13 protein-coding genes are annotated in these 14,519 nt (G+C 65.4%); 8 read left to right on the top strand and 5 right to left on the bottom strand.

All coding sequences use genetic code 11. From position 1 onward, the window contains the following. Nucleotides 1–349: 349 nt before the first annotated feature. Nucleotides 350–1,123: a peptidoglycan DD-metalloendopeptidase family protein gene (locus VNJ47_05590; GenBank protein ID HXG28307.1), complete on the bottom strand. Its 774-nt coding sequence runs from the start codon at nt 1,121–1,123 to the stop codon at nt 350–352. A 50-nt stretch (nt 1,124–1,173) separates the two neighbouring features. Then, entirely contained in the window at nt 1,174–2,544 is a 1,371-nt protein-coding gene (gene xseA / locus VNJ47_05585; GenBank protein HXG28306.1) for an exodeoxyribonuclease VII large subunit, read from the bottom strand. 78 nt (nt 2,545–2,622) lie between these two features. Here xseA and guaB point away from each other — a divergent pair, with 78 nt between their 5' ends. The 6 genes from guaB (at nt 2,623) to VNJ47_05555 (ending at nt 10,432) form a co-directional block, all read left to right on the top strand. Further along, nucleotides 2,623–4,092 carry an IMP dehydrogenase gene (gene guaB / locus VNJ47_05580; GenBank protein ID HXG28305.1) on the top strand — a complete coding sequence of 490 codons (1,470 nt, stop codon included), beginning with the start codon at nt 2,623–2,625 and terminating at the stop codon, nt 4,090–4,092. Between the two features lie 130 nt (nt 4,093–4,222). Beyond that, nucleotides 4,223–5,797, top strand: a complete 1,575-nt coding sequence (gene guaA / locus VNJ47_05575) for a glutamine-hydrolyzing GMP synthase (GenBank protein HXG28304.1) — start codon at nt 4,223–4,225, stop codon at nt 5,795–5,797. 179 nt (nt 5,798–5,976) lie between these two features. Further along, nucleotides 5,977–6,252, top strand: coding sequence for a TMEM165/GDT1 family protein (locus VNJ47_05570; protein HXG28303.1), 276 nt, complete (start codon nt 5,977–5,979; stop codon nt 6,250–6,252). Between the two features lie 148 nt (nt 6,253–6,400). After that, the gene (tadA, locus tag VNJ47_05565; GenBank protein ID HXG28302.1) at nt 6,401–6,859 is read left to right on the top strand and encodes a tRNA adenosine(34) deaminase TadA; all 459 of its coding nucleotides are present in this window, start codon (nt 6,401–6,403) and stop codon (nt 6,857–6,859) included. Nucleotides 6,860–6,871: 12 nt separating this feature from the next. Beyond that, nucleotides 6,872–9,256 (top strand): TIM-barrel domain-containing protein, encoded by a 2,385-nt coding sequence (locus VNJ47_05560; protein ID HXG28301.1) that lies wholly within the window; start codon nt 6,872–6,874, stop codon nt 9,254–9,256. 126 nt (nt 9,257–9,382) lie between these two features. Beyond that, nucleotides 9,383–10,432 (top strand): IS481 family transposase, encoded by a 1,050-nt coding sequence (locus tag VNJ47_05555; GenBank protein ID HXG28300.1) that lies wholly within the window; start codon nt 9,383–9,385, stop codon nt 10,430–10,432. A 153-nt stretch (nt 10,433–10,585) separates the two neighbouring features. On the opposite strand, the gene VNJ47_05550 is transcribed toward VNJ47_05555, so the two are convergent. The 3 genes from VNJ47_05550 to VNJ47_05540 form a co-directional block, all read right to left on the bottom strand. Next, nucleotides 10,586–10,834, bottom strand: a complete 249-nt coding sequence (locus VNJ47_05550) for a hypothetical protein (GenBank protein HXG28299.1) — start codon at nt 10,832–10,834, stop codon at nt 10,586–10,588. After that, a complete protein-coding gene (locus VNJ47_05545) occupies nt 10,831–11,280 on the bottom strand; it encodes a chlororespiratory reduction 6 domain-containing protein (protein ID HXG28298.1) in 450 nt (149 codons plus the stop codon). Before VNJ47_05545 ends, VNJ47_05550 begins: the two co-directional genes overlap by 4 nt. Nucleotides 11,281–11,522: 242 nt before the next feature. After that, a complete protein-coding gene (locus VNJ47_05540; protein HXG28297.1) occupies nt 11,523–11,828 on the bottom strand; it encodes an XRE family transcriptional regulator in 306 nt (101 codons plus the stop codon). A gap of 303 nt (nt 11,829–12,131) precedes the next feature. Between VNJ47_05540 and VNJ47_05535 the strand changes: the two genes are divergently transcribed. Next, the gene (locus VNJ47_05535; protein HXG28296.1) at nt 12,132–12,722 is read left to right on the top strand and encodes a hypothetical protein; all 591 of its coding nucleotides are present in this window, start codon (nt 12,132–12,134) and stop codon (nt 12,720–12,722) included. Nucleotides 12,723–12,734: 12 nt separating this feature from the next. Continuing rightward, the gene (locus tag VNJ47_05530; protein HXG28295.1) at nt 12,735–14,348 is read left to right on the top strand and encodes a GMC family oxidoreductase; all 1,614 of its coding nucleotides are present in this window, start codon (nt 12,735–12,737) and stop codon (nt 14,346–14,348) included. The last annotated feature ends 171 nt before the right edge of the window (nt 14,349–14,519 follow it).

Here is a 14,519-nt window from a genome sequence, read left to right as displayed (position 1 = left end):
GCGGCCCAGCAACCGCCAGAGCGTGGGCGAGGCGATGGCCAAGAGCGTGGCGCGCAGCGTCGGCAGCGAAATCGGCCGTCAGGTCGGGCGCCAGATTCTGCGCGGCGTACTGGGGTCGATCCTGAAGCGTTGAAAGGCTGCGTTCGGCTTTTTCTGGCTTCGACCCTGCCAAGGGCTTTTTCGGACACGCGAAAGGCTCCATCCATGGCGCTCGAGCGCGCACATCCCTGTGCGCGCACGGTCCTCAAAAGCCCATGGCAGGTCCTTGCCGAGTAGCCGAGCGGGCGGGCCGGTAAGGTCGGCGCGGACTGTGTGGGCCGCAGTCAGGGCAGGGTACGCATGGCGCAACTTACTTGAATGGGATTTCGGTCAGCAGCAGTTCCGGATCCACCAGGTTGCCGTTGAGGATCACGCCCCAATGCAGATGCGGGCCGGTGACGCGGCCGGTCATGCCGACCTCGCCGATCACCTCGCCAGTCTTCACGCGCTGACCTTTCCGGGCGCTGATGCGGTTCAGGTGACAGTACATCGTGATCAACCCCTGGCCGTGGTCGATGAAGATCGTGTTGCCGTTGAAGAAGAAATCCCCGGCCTCGATTACCACGCCGTCGGCCGGCGCCCGGATCGGCGTGCCGGTCGGTGCGGCGATGTCGAGGCCGCTGTGCGGGTTGCGCGCCTCGCCGTTGAAGAAGCGTCGCAGGCCGAAGGCCGAGCTGCGCTCGCCATACAGCGGCGGCTTGAGGCGCAGGCTGGCGGGCTGCGCCGCGCTGTAATGACGCTTGGCGGCGCTGATGCGCTGGCTGTCGCGCGCGATGCGCTCCAGGTCCTGCTTGTTCGGGTTCACGTGCCGCGGGTTGGTGACGGTGATGCGCTGTTCGGGGTAGCGCTTGTCCAGCACCTCGAACTTCAGCTTCTCGTCATCCTCGCCGATGCGCAGCTTCAGGCTCGCTGGGCCCGGCTTCTGGCTGAGCGGCAGGCCGACCACCGCCAGCCAGCGCTGACCGTCGCGGACGGTGATCACGCGCCGGCCCTCGAACCAGGCCTGCGGCGCTTGCGTGGTATCGCGCGCGATTTCGACGACGGCGATGCCGCCCGGCACCGGGCGGTGTTCCGGGAGTTGCATGGCCTGAGCGATTGAAGACAGCAAGCTCAGCAAGGCGATACCAAGAATTCTCACGGTTTCTCCGGGCGGGTGGCGGTGACTTCGCAGTCCAGCGCGCCGTGGCGCAGCGTCACGGCCAGCCGGTCGCCGCGTTGCACGCGGGCGGCGTCGGTCAGCACGCGGCCATCGCTCAGACTGGCGATGGCATAGCCGCGTTCCAGGGTCTTGAGCGGGCTCAGGCGGTCGAGCGCGCCGCCGAGCAGTGCGAGCGCATGCTGCTTTCTCTCCAGCAGGCGGGTCACGGCCTGCCGCAGGCGGCTTTCGAGCTGCTGCTGCACTTGCCGCAGGGCCAGGATGCGCAGCTGCGGGTTGCGGGCCTGCAGCTGGCTGCGCAGCAGCCCCAGCCGGGCCTGCTGCTGCTGCAAGGTCACGCGCGCCGCACGCACCAGGCGCAGCTCGAATTCGTCCAGCCGCTGCATGAGCTGTTCCAGCCGCCGGCCGGGATGCAGCTGCGCCAGCCGGCGCAGCAGGTACTCGCGCTGCTGGCCGAGCTGTACCAGCCGGCGCTGCTGGGCCTGCAGCAGCTGGCGCTCCAGGCGCGTGACGCGCAGCCGCCATTCCCCGGCATCCGGACTGACCAGTTCGGCGGCGGCCGAAGGCGTGGGCGCGCGCAGGTCGGCGACGAAATCCGCGATGGTGAAGTCGATCTCGTGGCCCACACCGCTGACCACGGGCAGCGGACAGTCGGCGATGGCGCGCGCCACGGCCTCCTCGTTGAAGGCCCACAGATCCTCCAGCGAACCGCCGCCGCGCGCCAGGATCAGCACGTCGCACTCGCTGCGCTCGGCCGCCGTGCGCAGCGCACGGACGATCGCCGGCGCCGCCTCGACCCCCTGCACCGGCACGGGGTAGATGACGACCTCGCCCAGGGGATAGCGGCGGCGCAGTACGTTGAGGATGTCGCGGATCGCCGCGCCGCTGGGCGAGGTGATGACCCCGATCCGCTGCGGCAGCGCCGGCAGCGGCTTCTTGCGCACGGGATCGAACAGGCCTTCCGCCTGCAGCTTCTGCTTGAGCTGCTCGAAGGCCCGGCGCAGCGCGCCCTCGCCGGCCGGCTCCATGTGCTCGAGGATCAGCTGGAACTCGCCGCGCGGGGCGTACAGGCTGACGCGGGCCCGCACCAGCACCTGCAGGCCGTTCTGCGGGCGGAAGGCCACCGCCTGGTTGCGGTTGCGGAACATGGCGCAGCGCACCTGGGCCTGCTCGTCCTTCAGGCTCAAGTACCAGTGGCCGGAGGCCGGGGCGGTGAAGTTGGACACCTCGCCCTCCACCCACAGCGGCGGGAAGCTCATCTCCAGCAGGTCCTTGACCTGGGCATTGAGCCCGGACACCGTGTAAATGGTTCTCTCCGGGATGCGTTCCGGCGCGGGTTTCTCGGCCATGGCGGCGGGGTGAAGCGGGGTGGGCCAATCCGATATAATGCGCGAATTTACCTCATTGGCGCGAAGGACGGTCGAAAGATGCTGCGCGTATCCGAACAGGCCCTCACTTTCGACGATGTCCTGCTGGTCCCTGCCTATTCGGATGTGCTGCCACGTCAGGTCGATCTGACGACCCGACTGACTCGCAGTATCCAGCTGAATATCCCGCTGCTGTCCGCCGCCATGGACACCGTCACGGAGGCGCGCCTGGCCATCGCCCTGGCCCAGGAAGGTGGCATCGGCATCGTGCACAAGAACATGCCGCCGGAAAAGCAGGCGGCGCACGTGCGCACAGTCAAGAAATACGAGTCGGGCGTCATTTCCGACCCGATCACCGTGACCCCGGACACCACCATCCGCGACGTGCTCGCGCTGACCCGCGCCAACCACATCTCCGGCGTGCCGGTGGTGGAGGGCAAGCAGCTGGTCGGCATCGTCACCAGCCGCGACCTGCGCTTCGAAACGCGCTACGACGATCCGGTATCGAGCATCATGACGCCCAAGGAGCGCCTGGTCACGGTGCGTGAGGGCGCCAGCCGCGACGAGGTGCAGGGGCTGCTGCACAAGCACCGTATCGAAAAGGTGCTGGTGGTCAACAGCAAGTTCCAGCTCAAGGGCATGATCACGGTCAAGGACATCCAGAAGTCCACCGACTTCCCGATGGCCTGCAAGGATGAGCATGGCCGCCTGCGCGTGGGCGCCGCGGTCGGTACCGGCGGCGACACCGAGGAGCGCGTGGCGGCGCTGGTCGAGGCCGGCGCGGACGTGATCGTGGTGGACACCGCGCATGGGCATTCCAAAGGCGTGCTGGAGCGCGTCAAGTGGATCAAGAAGAGGTATCCCGAGGTGCAGCTGATCGGCGGCAACGTCGGCACCGCCGACGGCGCGCTGGCGCTGGCCGAGGCCGGCGCGGACGCGGTCAAGGTCGGCATCGGCCCGGGCTCGATCTGCACCACGCGTATCGTCGCGGGCATCGGCGTACCGCAGATCAGCGCCGTGGCCAACGCCGCCCAGGCGCTGGCGAAGAAAAAAATCCCGGTGATCGCCGACGGCGGCATCCGCTATTCAGGCGACATCGCCAAGGCGATTGCGGCCGGCGCCAGCGCGGTGATGATCGGCTCGCTGTTCGCCGGCACCGAAGAAGCGCCGGGCGACGTCGAGCTGTACCAGGGGCGCTCTTACAAGTCCTACCGCGGCATGGGCTCGCTCGGCGCGATGGGCGAGGGTTCCAAGGACCGCTACTTCCAGGACGCGACCCAGGAAATCGAGAAGCTGGTGCCGGAGGGCATCGAGGGCCGCGTGCCCTACAAGGGCCCGCTGGCGACCATCGTGCACCAGCTGGTCGGCGGCCTGCGCGCCTGCATGGGCTACACCGGCTGCCCGACCATCGACGAGCTGCGCAGCAAGCCCAACTTCGTGCAGATCACCTCGGCCGGCGTGCGCGAGAGCCACGTCCACGACGTGAGCATCGTCAAGGAAGCGCCCAACTATCGGGTGGATTACGACTGAATCAAAAAGCGCGACGGGAAAACAGGATTGACAGGATCAACAGGACGTTTCTTGCTTTCAATGGTACAAATTCCGGCCTGTTAATCCTGTTCGTCCTGTTATCCTGTCCATTCCAGACTTTCTGGCTTCCATGACCGACATTCACACCGACCGGATCCTCATCCTGGATTTCGGCTCGCAGTACACCCAGCTGATCGCGCGGCGCGTGCGCGAGGCGAAGGTTTACTGCGAGATCTATGCCTGGGACGTGGACGAGGCACACATCCGCGCCTTCGCGCCCAAGGGCATCATCCTGTCCGGCGGGCCGGAATCGGTCACCGTGGGCGAGTCGCCGCGCGCGGCCGATGTCGTGTTCACGCTCGGCGTGCCGGTGCTCGGGATCTGCTACGGCATGCAGACCATGGCCGCGCAGCTGGGCGGGCAGGTGGAGTCGTCCACGCACCGTGAGTTCGGCTATGCGCAGGTGCGCGCGCGCGGCCATTCGAAGCTGTTCAAGGGCATCCAGGATTCGACCAATAAGGAAGGCCATGGCCTGCTCGACGTGTGGATGAGCCACGGCGATCGCGTCACGCAGCTGCCGCCGGGCTTCAAGCTGATCGGCAGCTCGGATGGCGCGCCGCTGTGCGCCATGGCCGACGAGAAACGCCGCTTCTACGGCCTGCAGTTCCACCCCGAGGTCACGCACACCCGCCAGGGCCAGCGCATCCTCGAACGCTTCGTGCATGACATCTGCGGCTGCGGCGCGGCCTGGGAGCCGGGCAATATCATCGAGGACCTGGTCGAGCGCGTGCGCAAGCAGGTTGGCACGGACAAGGTGCTGCTGGGCCTGTCCGGCGGCGTGGATTCGGCCGTGACCGGCGCGCTGCTGTACAAGGCCATCGGCGAGCAGCTGACCTGCGTATTCGTGGACACCGGGCTGATCCGCCTGAATGAAGGCGACCAGGTGATGGACACCTTCGCCAGGCACATGGGCGTACGCGTGATCCGCGTCAACGCCGAGAACCGCTTCATGAGCGCGCTCAAGGGCGTCACCGACCCGGAGAAGAAGCGCAAGATCATCGGCGCGCGCTTCATCGAGGTGTTCGACGAGCAGGCGCGCGAGCTGACCGAGGTCAACTGGCTGGCGCAGGGCACCATCTATCCGGACGTGATCGAGTCGGCCGGTTCCAAGACCGGCAAGGCGCACGTGATCAAGTCGCACCACAACGTCGGCGGCCTGCCGGAGAAGATGAACCTCAAGCTGGTCGAGCCGCTGCGCGAGCTGTTCAAGGACGAGGTCCGCCGGATTGGCGTGGCGCTCGGCCTGCCGCCGGAGATGGTGTACCGGCATCCCTTCCCCGGCCCGGGCCTGGGCGTGCGCATCCTCGGCGAGGTGCGCAAGGAATACGCCGACAAGCTACGGCTGGCCGACCACATTTACATGGAAGAGCTGCGCAAGCACGGGCTGTACGACAAGGTCAGCCAGGCCTTTGCCGTCTACCTGCCGGTGAAGTCCGTGGGCGTGATGGGTGACGGGCGCCGCTACGAGCACGTGATCGCGCTGCGCGCGGTCGAGACCATCGACTTCATGACCGCACGCTGGGCGCACCTGCCGTACGACTTCCTCGACCACGTCTCGCGCCGCATCATCAACGAGGTGGATGGCATCTCGCGCGTCGTCTACGACATCTCCGGCAAGCCGCCCGCGACGATCGAGTGGGAGTAGCGGCCCTACCAGCGTGGAGGTCGCCGGCCCGTTGATTTTCTCTCCCCATCCCCCTGGATGGGGCGGGCAGAACCTCTTACTCCCTCCCCCATAAAGGGGGAGGGAGCAAATCGTGGAGCCTCCCCATCAAGGGGGAGGGAGCAAATTGAACCACCCCGTAAAGGGGATAGGGTCTGAACATGGACATCAAGATTTTCCTCACCGTCTTCGTGACGATCTTCCTCGCCGAGCTGGGTGACAAGACCCAGCTCGCCACGCTGTTATTCGCCACGGATAAGGAAGTCAGCAAGGGGGTGGTGTTCGCCGCCGCCGCGCTGGCGCTGGTGGCTACCTCGGCGATCGGCGTGCTGGCCGGCGGCTGGGTCTCGCAGCATGTCAGCGAGCGCCTGCTCAAGCTCATCGCCGGCCTCGGCTTCATCCTGATCGGCGCCTGGACGCTGCTGCGCGCCGCCTGACATGCCCGCTCAGCTGAGGCTTGCTCTTTCCCCCTCACCCTCTATGGTGGAAGGCAGAACCATTTACCCATCCCCCTGGATGGGGGAGGGTAGAACCTCTTACTCCCTCCCCCTGGATGGGGGAGGGTTGGGGTGGGGGTGAGGATGCATGACCTCTGACGCCGACCTGCACTGGATGCGCCACGCGCTGACGCTGGCGCAGCGCGCCGAGGCCGAGGGCGAAGTCCCGGTCGGCGCGGTGCTGGTACAAGACAGCCAGGTCATCGGCGAAGGCTGGAACCGCCCCATTGGCCTGCACGATCCCAGCGCACATGCGGAAATGCTCGCCCTGCGCGCGGCGGGACAAAAACTCGGCAACTACCGCCTCACCGGCAGCACGCTCTACGTCACGCTGGAACCCTGCATGATGTGCGCCGGCGCGATCATCCACGCCCGCGTCGCGCGCCTGGTGTTCGGCGCCTGGGATCCGAAGGCCGGCGCCGTATCCTCCGTTTACGACGTATTGAGCGTGCCACGCCTGAACCACACGGTCGCCTGCGAAGGCGGCGTGCTGGAGCAGGCATGCAGCGAACAACTCCGCGCCTTCTTCCGCGCGCGCCGCAACTGAGGATGGGGCCGCATGGGTATCGCACATTTCCGTCTGGTGGGTCTGATTGGCGCCCTGTGGCTGGCCGGCTGCGGTGGCTCCGGTGGTTCTAGTACCGGCGGTGGCTCGGGCAGCGGCCCCTCGACGGGCGGCAGCACACTCTCATACGAGGTGCAGCCGGATCCCTTCGCCCTGGTCATCCGCCAGGACGGCAAGGACATCCTGGTCTCGGCCGGCGGCAGCCGCCTGCCGCTCGAGCCTGCTGCGCTGCCCAATGTCGCGGACCTGAATCGCCTTTCTGATCTATCCAGTATTTCTGACCTCAACGGTTTCGCCGACCTGTCCGGTCGCTACGGCTCGCTCGGCTTCGCCGTGGACTTGCGCGCGGAGGCGCAGGTCCCGCTGGTGAGCTATGGCGCTTTCGCGACCGTGCCGATCCGCTGGTTCCACGCCACGCGCGCGACGGAGATTGGCCCAGGCCGCTATCGGGTCGAGACCGACGACCCACTGGGCCGCAGCTTCGAGCTGACCCTGCAGCCGCTGGACAGCGGACGGCTCGCGGTCGAGGCCGTGCTCAGCGACATGCGCGGCGTATCCGCGCTGGGCTGGTCCTTCCGCAAGGCGGCCGACGAGCGCTTCCTGGGCTTTGGCGAGCGTTCCGACGCGGTGGATCAGACCGGCCGCTTCGTCGAGAACTGGGCGGAGGAGGGGCCGTTCTCGGCCGGCTTTGCGCGGCCGCTGACCGAGCCGCTGCTGGGCGAAACCTGGCAGGGCCCGTACCCGATCCCCGGCACCAACTTCCCCATGCCCTGGTTCGTGTCGAGCAAGGGCTATGGCTTTTTGCTCGACGGCTTCGCCTACAGCGCCTTCCGCCTGCAGCGCGAAACCGAATGGAACGTCGAGATCCGCGACAGCCGCATCCGCTTCGTGGTGTTCGCCGGCGACACGCCGGCACAGGCGCTGTCGCGCTTCGTCGCGCACAACGGCCGTCAGCCGCCGCCGGCGGAGTGGTTCTTCGGGCCCTGGTACCAGCCGCTGGGTACGACCGAGTTCCGCCGCGAGCTGATCACGCAATGGCGCGCCTGGGACATCCCCGTGACCGTGTCGCAGACCTATGCGCATTACCTGCCCTGCGCCGCGCAGTTCGGGCGGCGCCAGGCGCTGCGTGAGGAAACCGACTATTACCACGCGCACGGCTACCGCGTGACCACCTACGTGAATTCCTTCGTCTGCCAGACGCATCCCGAGGGCGCCTACGAGGAAGGCGACGCCAAGGGCTATTTCATCAAGACCGCGCTCGGCAACACCTATCCAATCCCCTACGCGGCCTTCACCAGTTCGTCCAGCGCGGTGATTGACTTCACGCATCCCGAGGCCGGCGTCTGGTGGCAGGGCCTGATCACGCAGGCGCTGGAGGACGGCTACGACGGCTGGATGGAGGACTTCGGCGAGTACGTTCCGCCGGACGCGGTGATGCACGACGGGCGCCGCGGCCTGCAGTACCACAACCAGTACTGCACCGATTACCACCGCCTCAGCCATGCACTCACCTGGCCGCTCAAGGGTCGCGACTTCGCGCAGTTCGTGCGCTGCGGCAACACCGGCACCGCGCCCTATGCGCGCATCGTCTGGGGTGGCGACCCGACCGAGGACGATTCGCTGGCCGACGGCCTCGGCGCCGCCATCCACCAGGGCCTGTCCATGGGCCTGTCCGGGATTGCCTACTGGGGCAGTGACATCGGCGGCTTCCACTCGCTGTTCACGCGGAACCGCACCAGCGCCGACACGCTGATCCGCTGGATCCAGTTCGGCACGTTCAGCGGCATCATGCGCATGCAGGAGGACGGTTACGAGCGCCCCAACCAGGGCGAGCGCGTGCACATCTGGGACGAGGCCATCCGCCCGTACTGGCGGCGCTACACCAAGCTGCGCACGCAGCTGTTCCCGTACGTCTGGGCGGCGGCGCAGGAATACCAGCAAAGCGGCCTGCCGCTCATGCGCCACCTGTCGCTGGTGGTGCCGGACGACCCACAGGCCTTCGGCCCGCTGGCCGAACGGCAGTATTTCTTCGGGCCGGATTTACTGGTCGCGCCGGTGGTGGCGGAGGGCGCGACCACGCGCGAGCTGTACATGCCCAAGGGCCAGTGGTGCGAGTTCTGGCGGCATGTGCAATACGACGAGGCCACCGGCGAGCTGCGCCGCGTGGCCGGCCCCGGCGCCATCGCCGGCGGGCAGGTCATTACCGTGAGCGCGCCACTGGAGGAAATCCCGGTATTCGTGCGCGCCGGCGCCACGATCCCGCTGCTGCCGGCCGAGACCGACACCCTCACCACGATCGGCACCGTGCCCGGGCTGGTGGATCTGGACGACGTGCGTAACCGGCAGCGGCAGCTGAGTTTTGGAGTGGGGTGTCGGTAGGACAGCGGGGTGTTTAGTGATGGTATTCGCCTGACAGGTGGTGGTCGATAGATGGCCACACCGTCCCCCGGCGGGTTATAGAGACGAGTGTTCGAAGCTCTGACCTGTAACCTTTAGGAGAACGGTATGACCACCGATCAGAAAGTAGCACGCCGCAAGCTCAGCCTTCTAGAATTGGCCCACGACCTGCAGAATGTGAGCCGCGCCTGCAAGGTGATGGGCTACTCCCGCCGGCAGTTCTACGAGATCCGCCGCAACTACCAGACCTACGGGGCGCAGGGCCTGCTGGACAAGCTGCCCGGCGCCCGCGGCCCGCACCCGAACCGGGTGACCGAGGAGATTGAGCAGGCGGTACTGGATTACAGCCTGCAATGCCCCACCCACGGCTGCCTGCGGGTGGCTCAGGAGCTGATGCTCAAGGGCATCAACGTCAGCTCCATGGGCGTACGGGGGGTGTGGAACCGCCATGGGCTGCTGACCAAGCACGAGCGGCTCTTGAAGCTGGAGAAGTCCGCCCGTGGCCGCCAGATCGAGCTGACGGCCGACCAGGTCCGGGCGCTGGAGCGCTTCAGCCCTGAATTCCGGGAGCGGCACATCGTGACCAAGCACACCGCCGACCTGGTGGCAGTGGATACCTTCTTCGTCGGCAGCCTCAAGGGCGTGGGCAAGGTATACCTGCAGTCCGTCATCGATTGCCACAGTCGCTATGCCTTTGGGCGGCTGTACACCAGCAAGCTGCCGGTCACGGCGGTGCATATCCTGAACGAGGATGTCCTGCCCTTCTTCGAGCAGCACGGGGCCAGAATCCGGACCATCCTGTCGGACAACGGCCGCGAGTACTGCGGGCGGCCCGATCATCATCCCTATGAGCTGTTTCTGCAGCTGGAGGACATCGAGCACCGCACCACCAAGGTCAGGCGGCCGCAGAGCAACGGCTTTATCGAGCGCCTGCACCGCACGCTGCTGGATGAGCACTTCCGTATCCTGGGCCGCACCAAGTGGTACGAGAGCCTGGAGGAGATGCAGAAAGACCTGGACGCCTACCTGGTCGAGTACAACACCAAGCGCCCGCATCAGGGCCGCGGCATGAAGGGCAGGACGCCCTACGAGGTCTTCGTCGCCGGCTTGCCCAAACCCACCGAACCGAAGGAGGATGCAGTGAAACTGGCCGCGTAAAACAAATCACCCGCCGGGGGCGGGTGTCAGGTGAATACTGTCACTGTACAAGCGGGGGGTGCGCTCTCTGAGTGACCACTGCGACATCGGCTATATATCTAATGTCTCAGGGCTTTCTTGTGAGTTGTCTGTCTAATTCTTGATGAGCCTTGCCTAGTATTCGAAGGGGCCGACACCGGGGCGTTCGTGTTCCTCGACATCGTTACCGCCAAGACTGAAGCCCATTTCGGCAGTCACTTTCATTGCGAGTAGGGTCGCTGCGAGAAGCGCCACGATTAAAAAGAATGCGTTGTTACCCATCCGCCTCAGCACTTGGTTCTTGCTGTGTGACATAAAGGCAGGGATTGCCATGACTGCAAGGACGACAACGCCATAGATGATCCACCCGACGATCGTGCTCAAGCCGAGGCCTCCTTGAGACACTCTAGGATGTGCTGATTGGATGGCTCAGGATCAATCCCATGCCGCTTGCAGAAAATGTTAAGTTGATAGAAGCCCCACTTTAGAAACTTCCGCATGTCTTCCGATCTTATCGTTGTGCCACCATGGATACGTATGGGCTTACCCATCATTAGTGCGTAAAACATGAGTCGACCACTACCCATATTCATCCAAAAGAACAGATCAGGAACGTTATCAAAAAGGGAATGAAACCACTTACGAACCTCTGGGATCAGAAATAGCTCTTGGGGGTCGTCGTCGTAGCCATTTATGAGTATGACCACTCCGTTTCTGTTGTCCCCCATATGCTTTGGAATCAAAGAGTCGAGTGTCTTGCGAACATGCCGAGTATCACAGGTTAATACCTCTGCTGCTTCAACTAAGATGATGCCGCTCGTCTCGCTCATATATGAGATTCAGGGCCATTCTTTGGAGCTATAGTCCACAGTATGAATCGCCACGATTTTCCTAGACGCCTTCTGGCCTCTTGAGATAGCGCTGCTCGAATTTCATTGGTGACAGCTGGCTATTGTGGCCGTGCCTTCGCTTGGTTTGGGACGGTATATCTGTCTTTCAGATTCCCTTGATTACGCCATCGTACGAATTTTTGGTCTCTTTGCCGAATTCTCGGACGGTGGTTCTGGCCGCCTTAAGCCGCTTTTAGCACAAGCCTGACTCGATATCCCAGAGCCTGTGCGGCTCGGGACAGCGTATCGATTGTCATGCCCGTATCGGATTCGTCCAGCAGTTGGTCCAGTGCCGAGCGGCTGGTGTGCATGCGCTTGGCCATGGCCACCTTCGTAAGGCCTTTCTTTTTCATGGCCTGTTGGATCTGCCAGGCGATCACGCGCTTGAGGGCACGCGCAGTGACTTCCTCCAGGGCCCTGTCTTCGGCCAGCAGGTCATCCAGGCGGCTGCCAATATGACGATTGCGTTTAACCATGTTGCGGGTCACGTTGCACCTCTTTCAGTCGGCGCAGGACAAGCTACTTATAGGTATGCGGTATCTGCGATTCTCATGCATTAGGCAGTGTACCGTGAAAGGTACAGTCAGGTAGGCCCAACGATTTCTTGACCCCTACCCCAACCCTGTTCGCTTCGCTCACCTGGTACCTCGCCCATCAAGGGGGAGGGGGCAACAGAATGATGGACTACTGCGCTCTGTCTGGACGCTCACGCAGGCATGGGCTAACGTCAGTCCAGCGCAAATGACCCTTGAGAGTCATTCGGATTACCGCAGATTTCGGAGGAGAGGACCATGCAAGCCCATTCCAATCGTGAGGGTACGGCCGACGCCCTGGAGCTGTCGCGCCGTTCCTTCCTGAAGCTCGGCATCGCGGGCAGCGTGGCGCTGGGCACGACCAGCCTGGTGGCGGGGCTGGCCGGCTGCGGCAAGCGCGAGCAGGCGGTGGCGCAGGGCTTTGCCTTCCTGCGCGATGCCGATGTGGCGATGTTCCGCGCGCTGGCGCCGGTGGTGCTGAGCAATGCGTTGCCGGCGGATGCCGGGCGGGAGCCACTGGTCGTCGAGACGCTCAAGCGCATCGATGGCGCCTGCGTGCTGCTGGAGCCCTATATGCAGGCCGAGGTGCTCAAGCTGTTCGACCTTTTGCACCTGCGCGTGACGCGCTGGGCCACCACCGGCATCGGTGCGCCCTGGGACCAGGCGGAGGCGGCGGACATCGCGCGCTTCCTCGAGCGCTGGCGCGGCAGTTCGATCGGCGCCTTCAATGCCGGCTACCGGCTGCTGACCAAGCTGGTGGCGTCGTCCTATTACGCCATTCCCTCGACCTGGCCGCTGTCCGGGTATCCCGGGCCGCTGGCCGCCGTTTACCGCCTCGTGAACGCCTGATCGGAGCACGCCATGGCCATTGACGACATCTATACCAAGGGCATTGCCTCCGGCTGGAAGGTGCACGACGCGTCCAGCTTCAAGGACAGCCGCACGCTGGAGGCCGATGTCGCCATCGTCGGCAGCGGCGCGGGCGGCGCGACCGCGGCGGAGATTCTCACCCAGGCCGGGCTCAAGGTGCTGCTGCTGGAGGAGGGCGCGCTCAAGACCGCGGCCAGCTTCAAGGACATGGACGAGTCGCGCGCCTTTGCCGAGCTGTACTGGGAAGGCGGCGGCCGCGCGACCTCCGACGGCGCGATCGCGGTGCTGCAGGGCCGCTCGGTCGGCGGCACCACCACGGTCAACTGGACCTCGAGCTTCGCCACGCCGCCGCAGACGCTCAAGCACTGGGCCGAGGCGCATGAGGTCAAGGGCCATGGCCCGGAGGACATGGCGCCGTGGTTCGAAAAGATGCGGCGACGGCTCAACATCAAGCCCTGGGCGCTGCCGCCCAACGCCAACAACAACGTGCTGAAGAACGGCTGCGAGAGGCTCGGCTGGGAATGGCACGTGATCCCGCGCAACGTCAACGGCTGCCTGAACTCCGGCTATTGCGGCATGGGCTGCCCGGTCAACGCCAAGCAGGCGATGCTGGTGACCACCATCCCGTCCGCGCTGGCGCAGGGCGCCGAGCTGGTGCATCACCTGCGCGTGCAGAAACTCGAGTTCGATGCCGGCCAGGCGGCGGTGACGGGCTTGTCCTGCGTGGCACTCGATGCACCGGCGCGCGCACCGACTGGCGTCACGGTCAAGGTGAAGGCCAAGCATTACATCCTGGCGGGCGGCGCGATCAACACGCCGGCGCTCTTGCTGCGCTCACAGGCGCCGGACCCGCACGGCCGCGTCGGCCTGCACACCTGCATCCACCCGGTGCCGTTCACGCTGGCGATCATGCCGGACCGGGTCGAACCCTTCTACGGCGCGCCGCAGTCCATCGCCTCCGACCATTTCCAGTGGAAGGACGGGGCCACCGGCCCAATGGGCTACAAGCTGGAAGTGGCGCCGCTGTTCCCGTCCATCAGCTCCGGCCTGTTCGGCACGATCGGCAAGCCGCTGCAGGAAGAACTCGCCCAGCTGCCGCACATGAACGCGATGGTGGCGCTGCTGCGCGACGGCTTCGTGGAGGGCAGCCCCGGCGGAACCGTACGCATCGACGAGCACGGCCTGCCGGTACTCGACTACGACATGACGCCGTACGTGTGGGATGGCGTGAAGCGCGCCCTGCTGAGCATGGCCGAGGTGCAGTTCGCGGCCGGCGCGCGCAAGGTCAAGGCGGTGCACCTGGATGCGTCCTACCACACCAGCTGGTCGGCCTCGCGGGCCGAGATCGAAGCCCTCGACTACGCGAAGTTCAAGGTCGCGCTGTTCACCGCGCACCTGATGGGCGGCTGCGCGATGAGTGAAAATCCGAAAATGGGCGTGGTCGCCAGCGACGGTCGGCATCACCAGCTGGAGAACCTCTCCATATTCGACGGTTCGGTGTTCCCGACCAGCATCGGTGCCAACCCGCAGCTGTCCATCTATGGGCTGACGGCGCAGAACGCCACCCGGCTGGCGGAGCAGCTGCGTCCGCGCGCGGTGGCATGATGGGGCAGGCACGGAGTGGGGGTGAATAAAGCGCCCGCCGCCGTCATGGCCCTGTTCGCGCGCCTGCGCGAGCATGCCGCCCGCGGCACACTCGACCTCGGCGAGCAGGGCTCGATCCCCGCCAGCCACTACTTGTCCGAAGAGCGACTGCAGCAGGAGCGCAACGTCCTG

Source organism: Nevskiales bacterium, from assembly GCA_035574475.1.
GTDB lineage: Bacteria > Pseudomonadota > Gammaproteobacteria > Nevskiales > DATLYR01 > DATLYR01.
The sequence above is the reverse complement of the archived record's forward strand: the minus strand, read 5'-3'. Positions and strand labels throughout refer to the sequence as shown.

Excerpts from the sequence above, each read along its gene's own strand:
- VNJ47_05590 (HXG28307.1), bottom strand. The coding sequence starts at position 1,123 with ATGCAACTCCCGGAACACCGCCCGGTGCCGGGCGGCATCGCCGTCGTC.
- xseA (HXG28306.1), bottom strand. The coding sequence starts at position 2,544 with ATGGCCGAGAAACCCGCGCCGGAACGCATCCCGGAGAGAACCATTTAC.
- guaB (HXG28305.1), top strand. The coding sequence starts at position 2,623 with ATGCTGCGCGTATCCGAACAGGCCCTCACTTTCGACGATGTCCTGCTG.
- guaA (HXG28304.1), top strand. The coding sequence starts at position 4,223 with ATGACCGACATTCACACCGACCGGATCCTCATCCTGGATTTCGGCTCG.
- VNJ47_05570 (HXG28303.1), top strand. The coding sequence starts at position 5,977 with ATGGACATCAAGATTTTCCTCACCGTCTTCGTGACGATCTTCCTCGCC.
- tadA (HXG28302.1), top strand. The coding sequence starts at position 6,401 with ATGACCTCTGACGCCGACCTGCACTGGATGCGCCACGCGCTGACGCTG.
- VNJ47_05560 (HXG28301.1), top strand. The coding sequence starts at position 6,872 with ATGGGTATCGCACATTTCCGTCTGGTGGGTCTGATTGGCGCCCTGTGG.
- VNJ47_05555 (HXG28300.1), top strand. The coding sequence starts at position 9,383 with ATGACCACCGATCAGAAAGTAGCACGCCGCAAGCTCAGCCTTCTAGAA.
- VNJ47_05545 (HXG28298.1), bottom strand. The coding sequence starts at position 11,280 with ATGAGCGAGACGAGCGGCATCATCTTAGTTGAAGCAGCAGAGGTATTA.
- VNJ47_05535 (HXG28296.1), top strand. The coding sequence starts at position 12,132 with ATGCAAGCCCATTCCAATCGTGAGGGTACGGCCGACGCCCTGGAGCTG.
- VNJ47_05530 (HXG28295.1), top strand. The coding sequence starts at position 12,735 with ATGGCCATTGACGACATCTATACCAAGGGCATTGCCTCCGGCTGGAAG.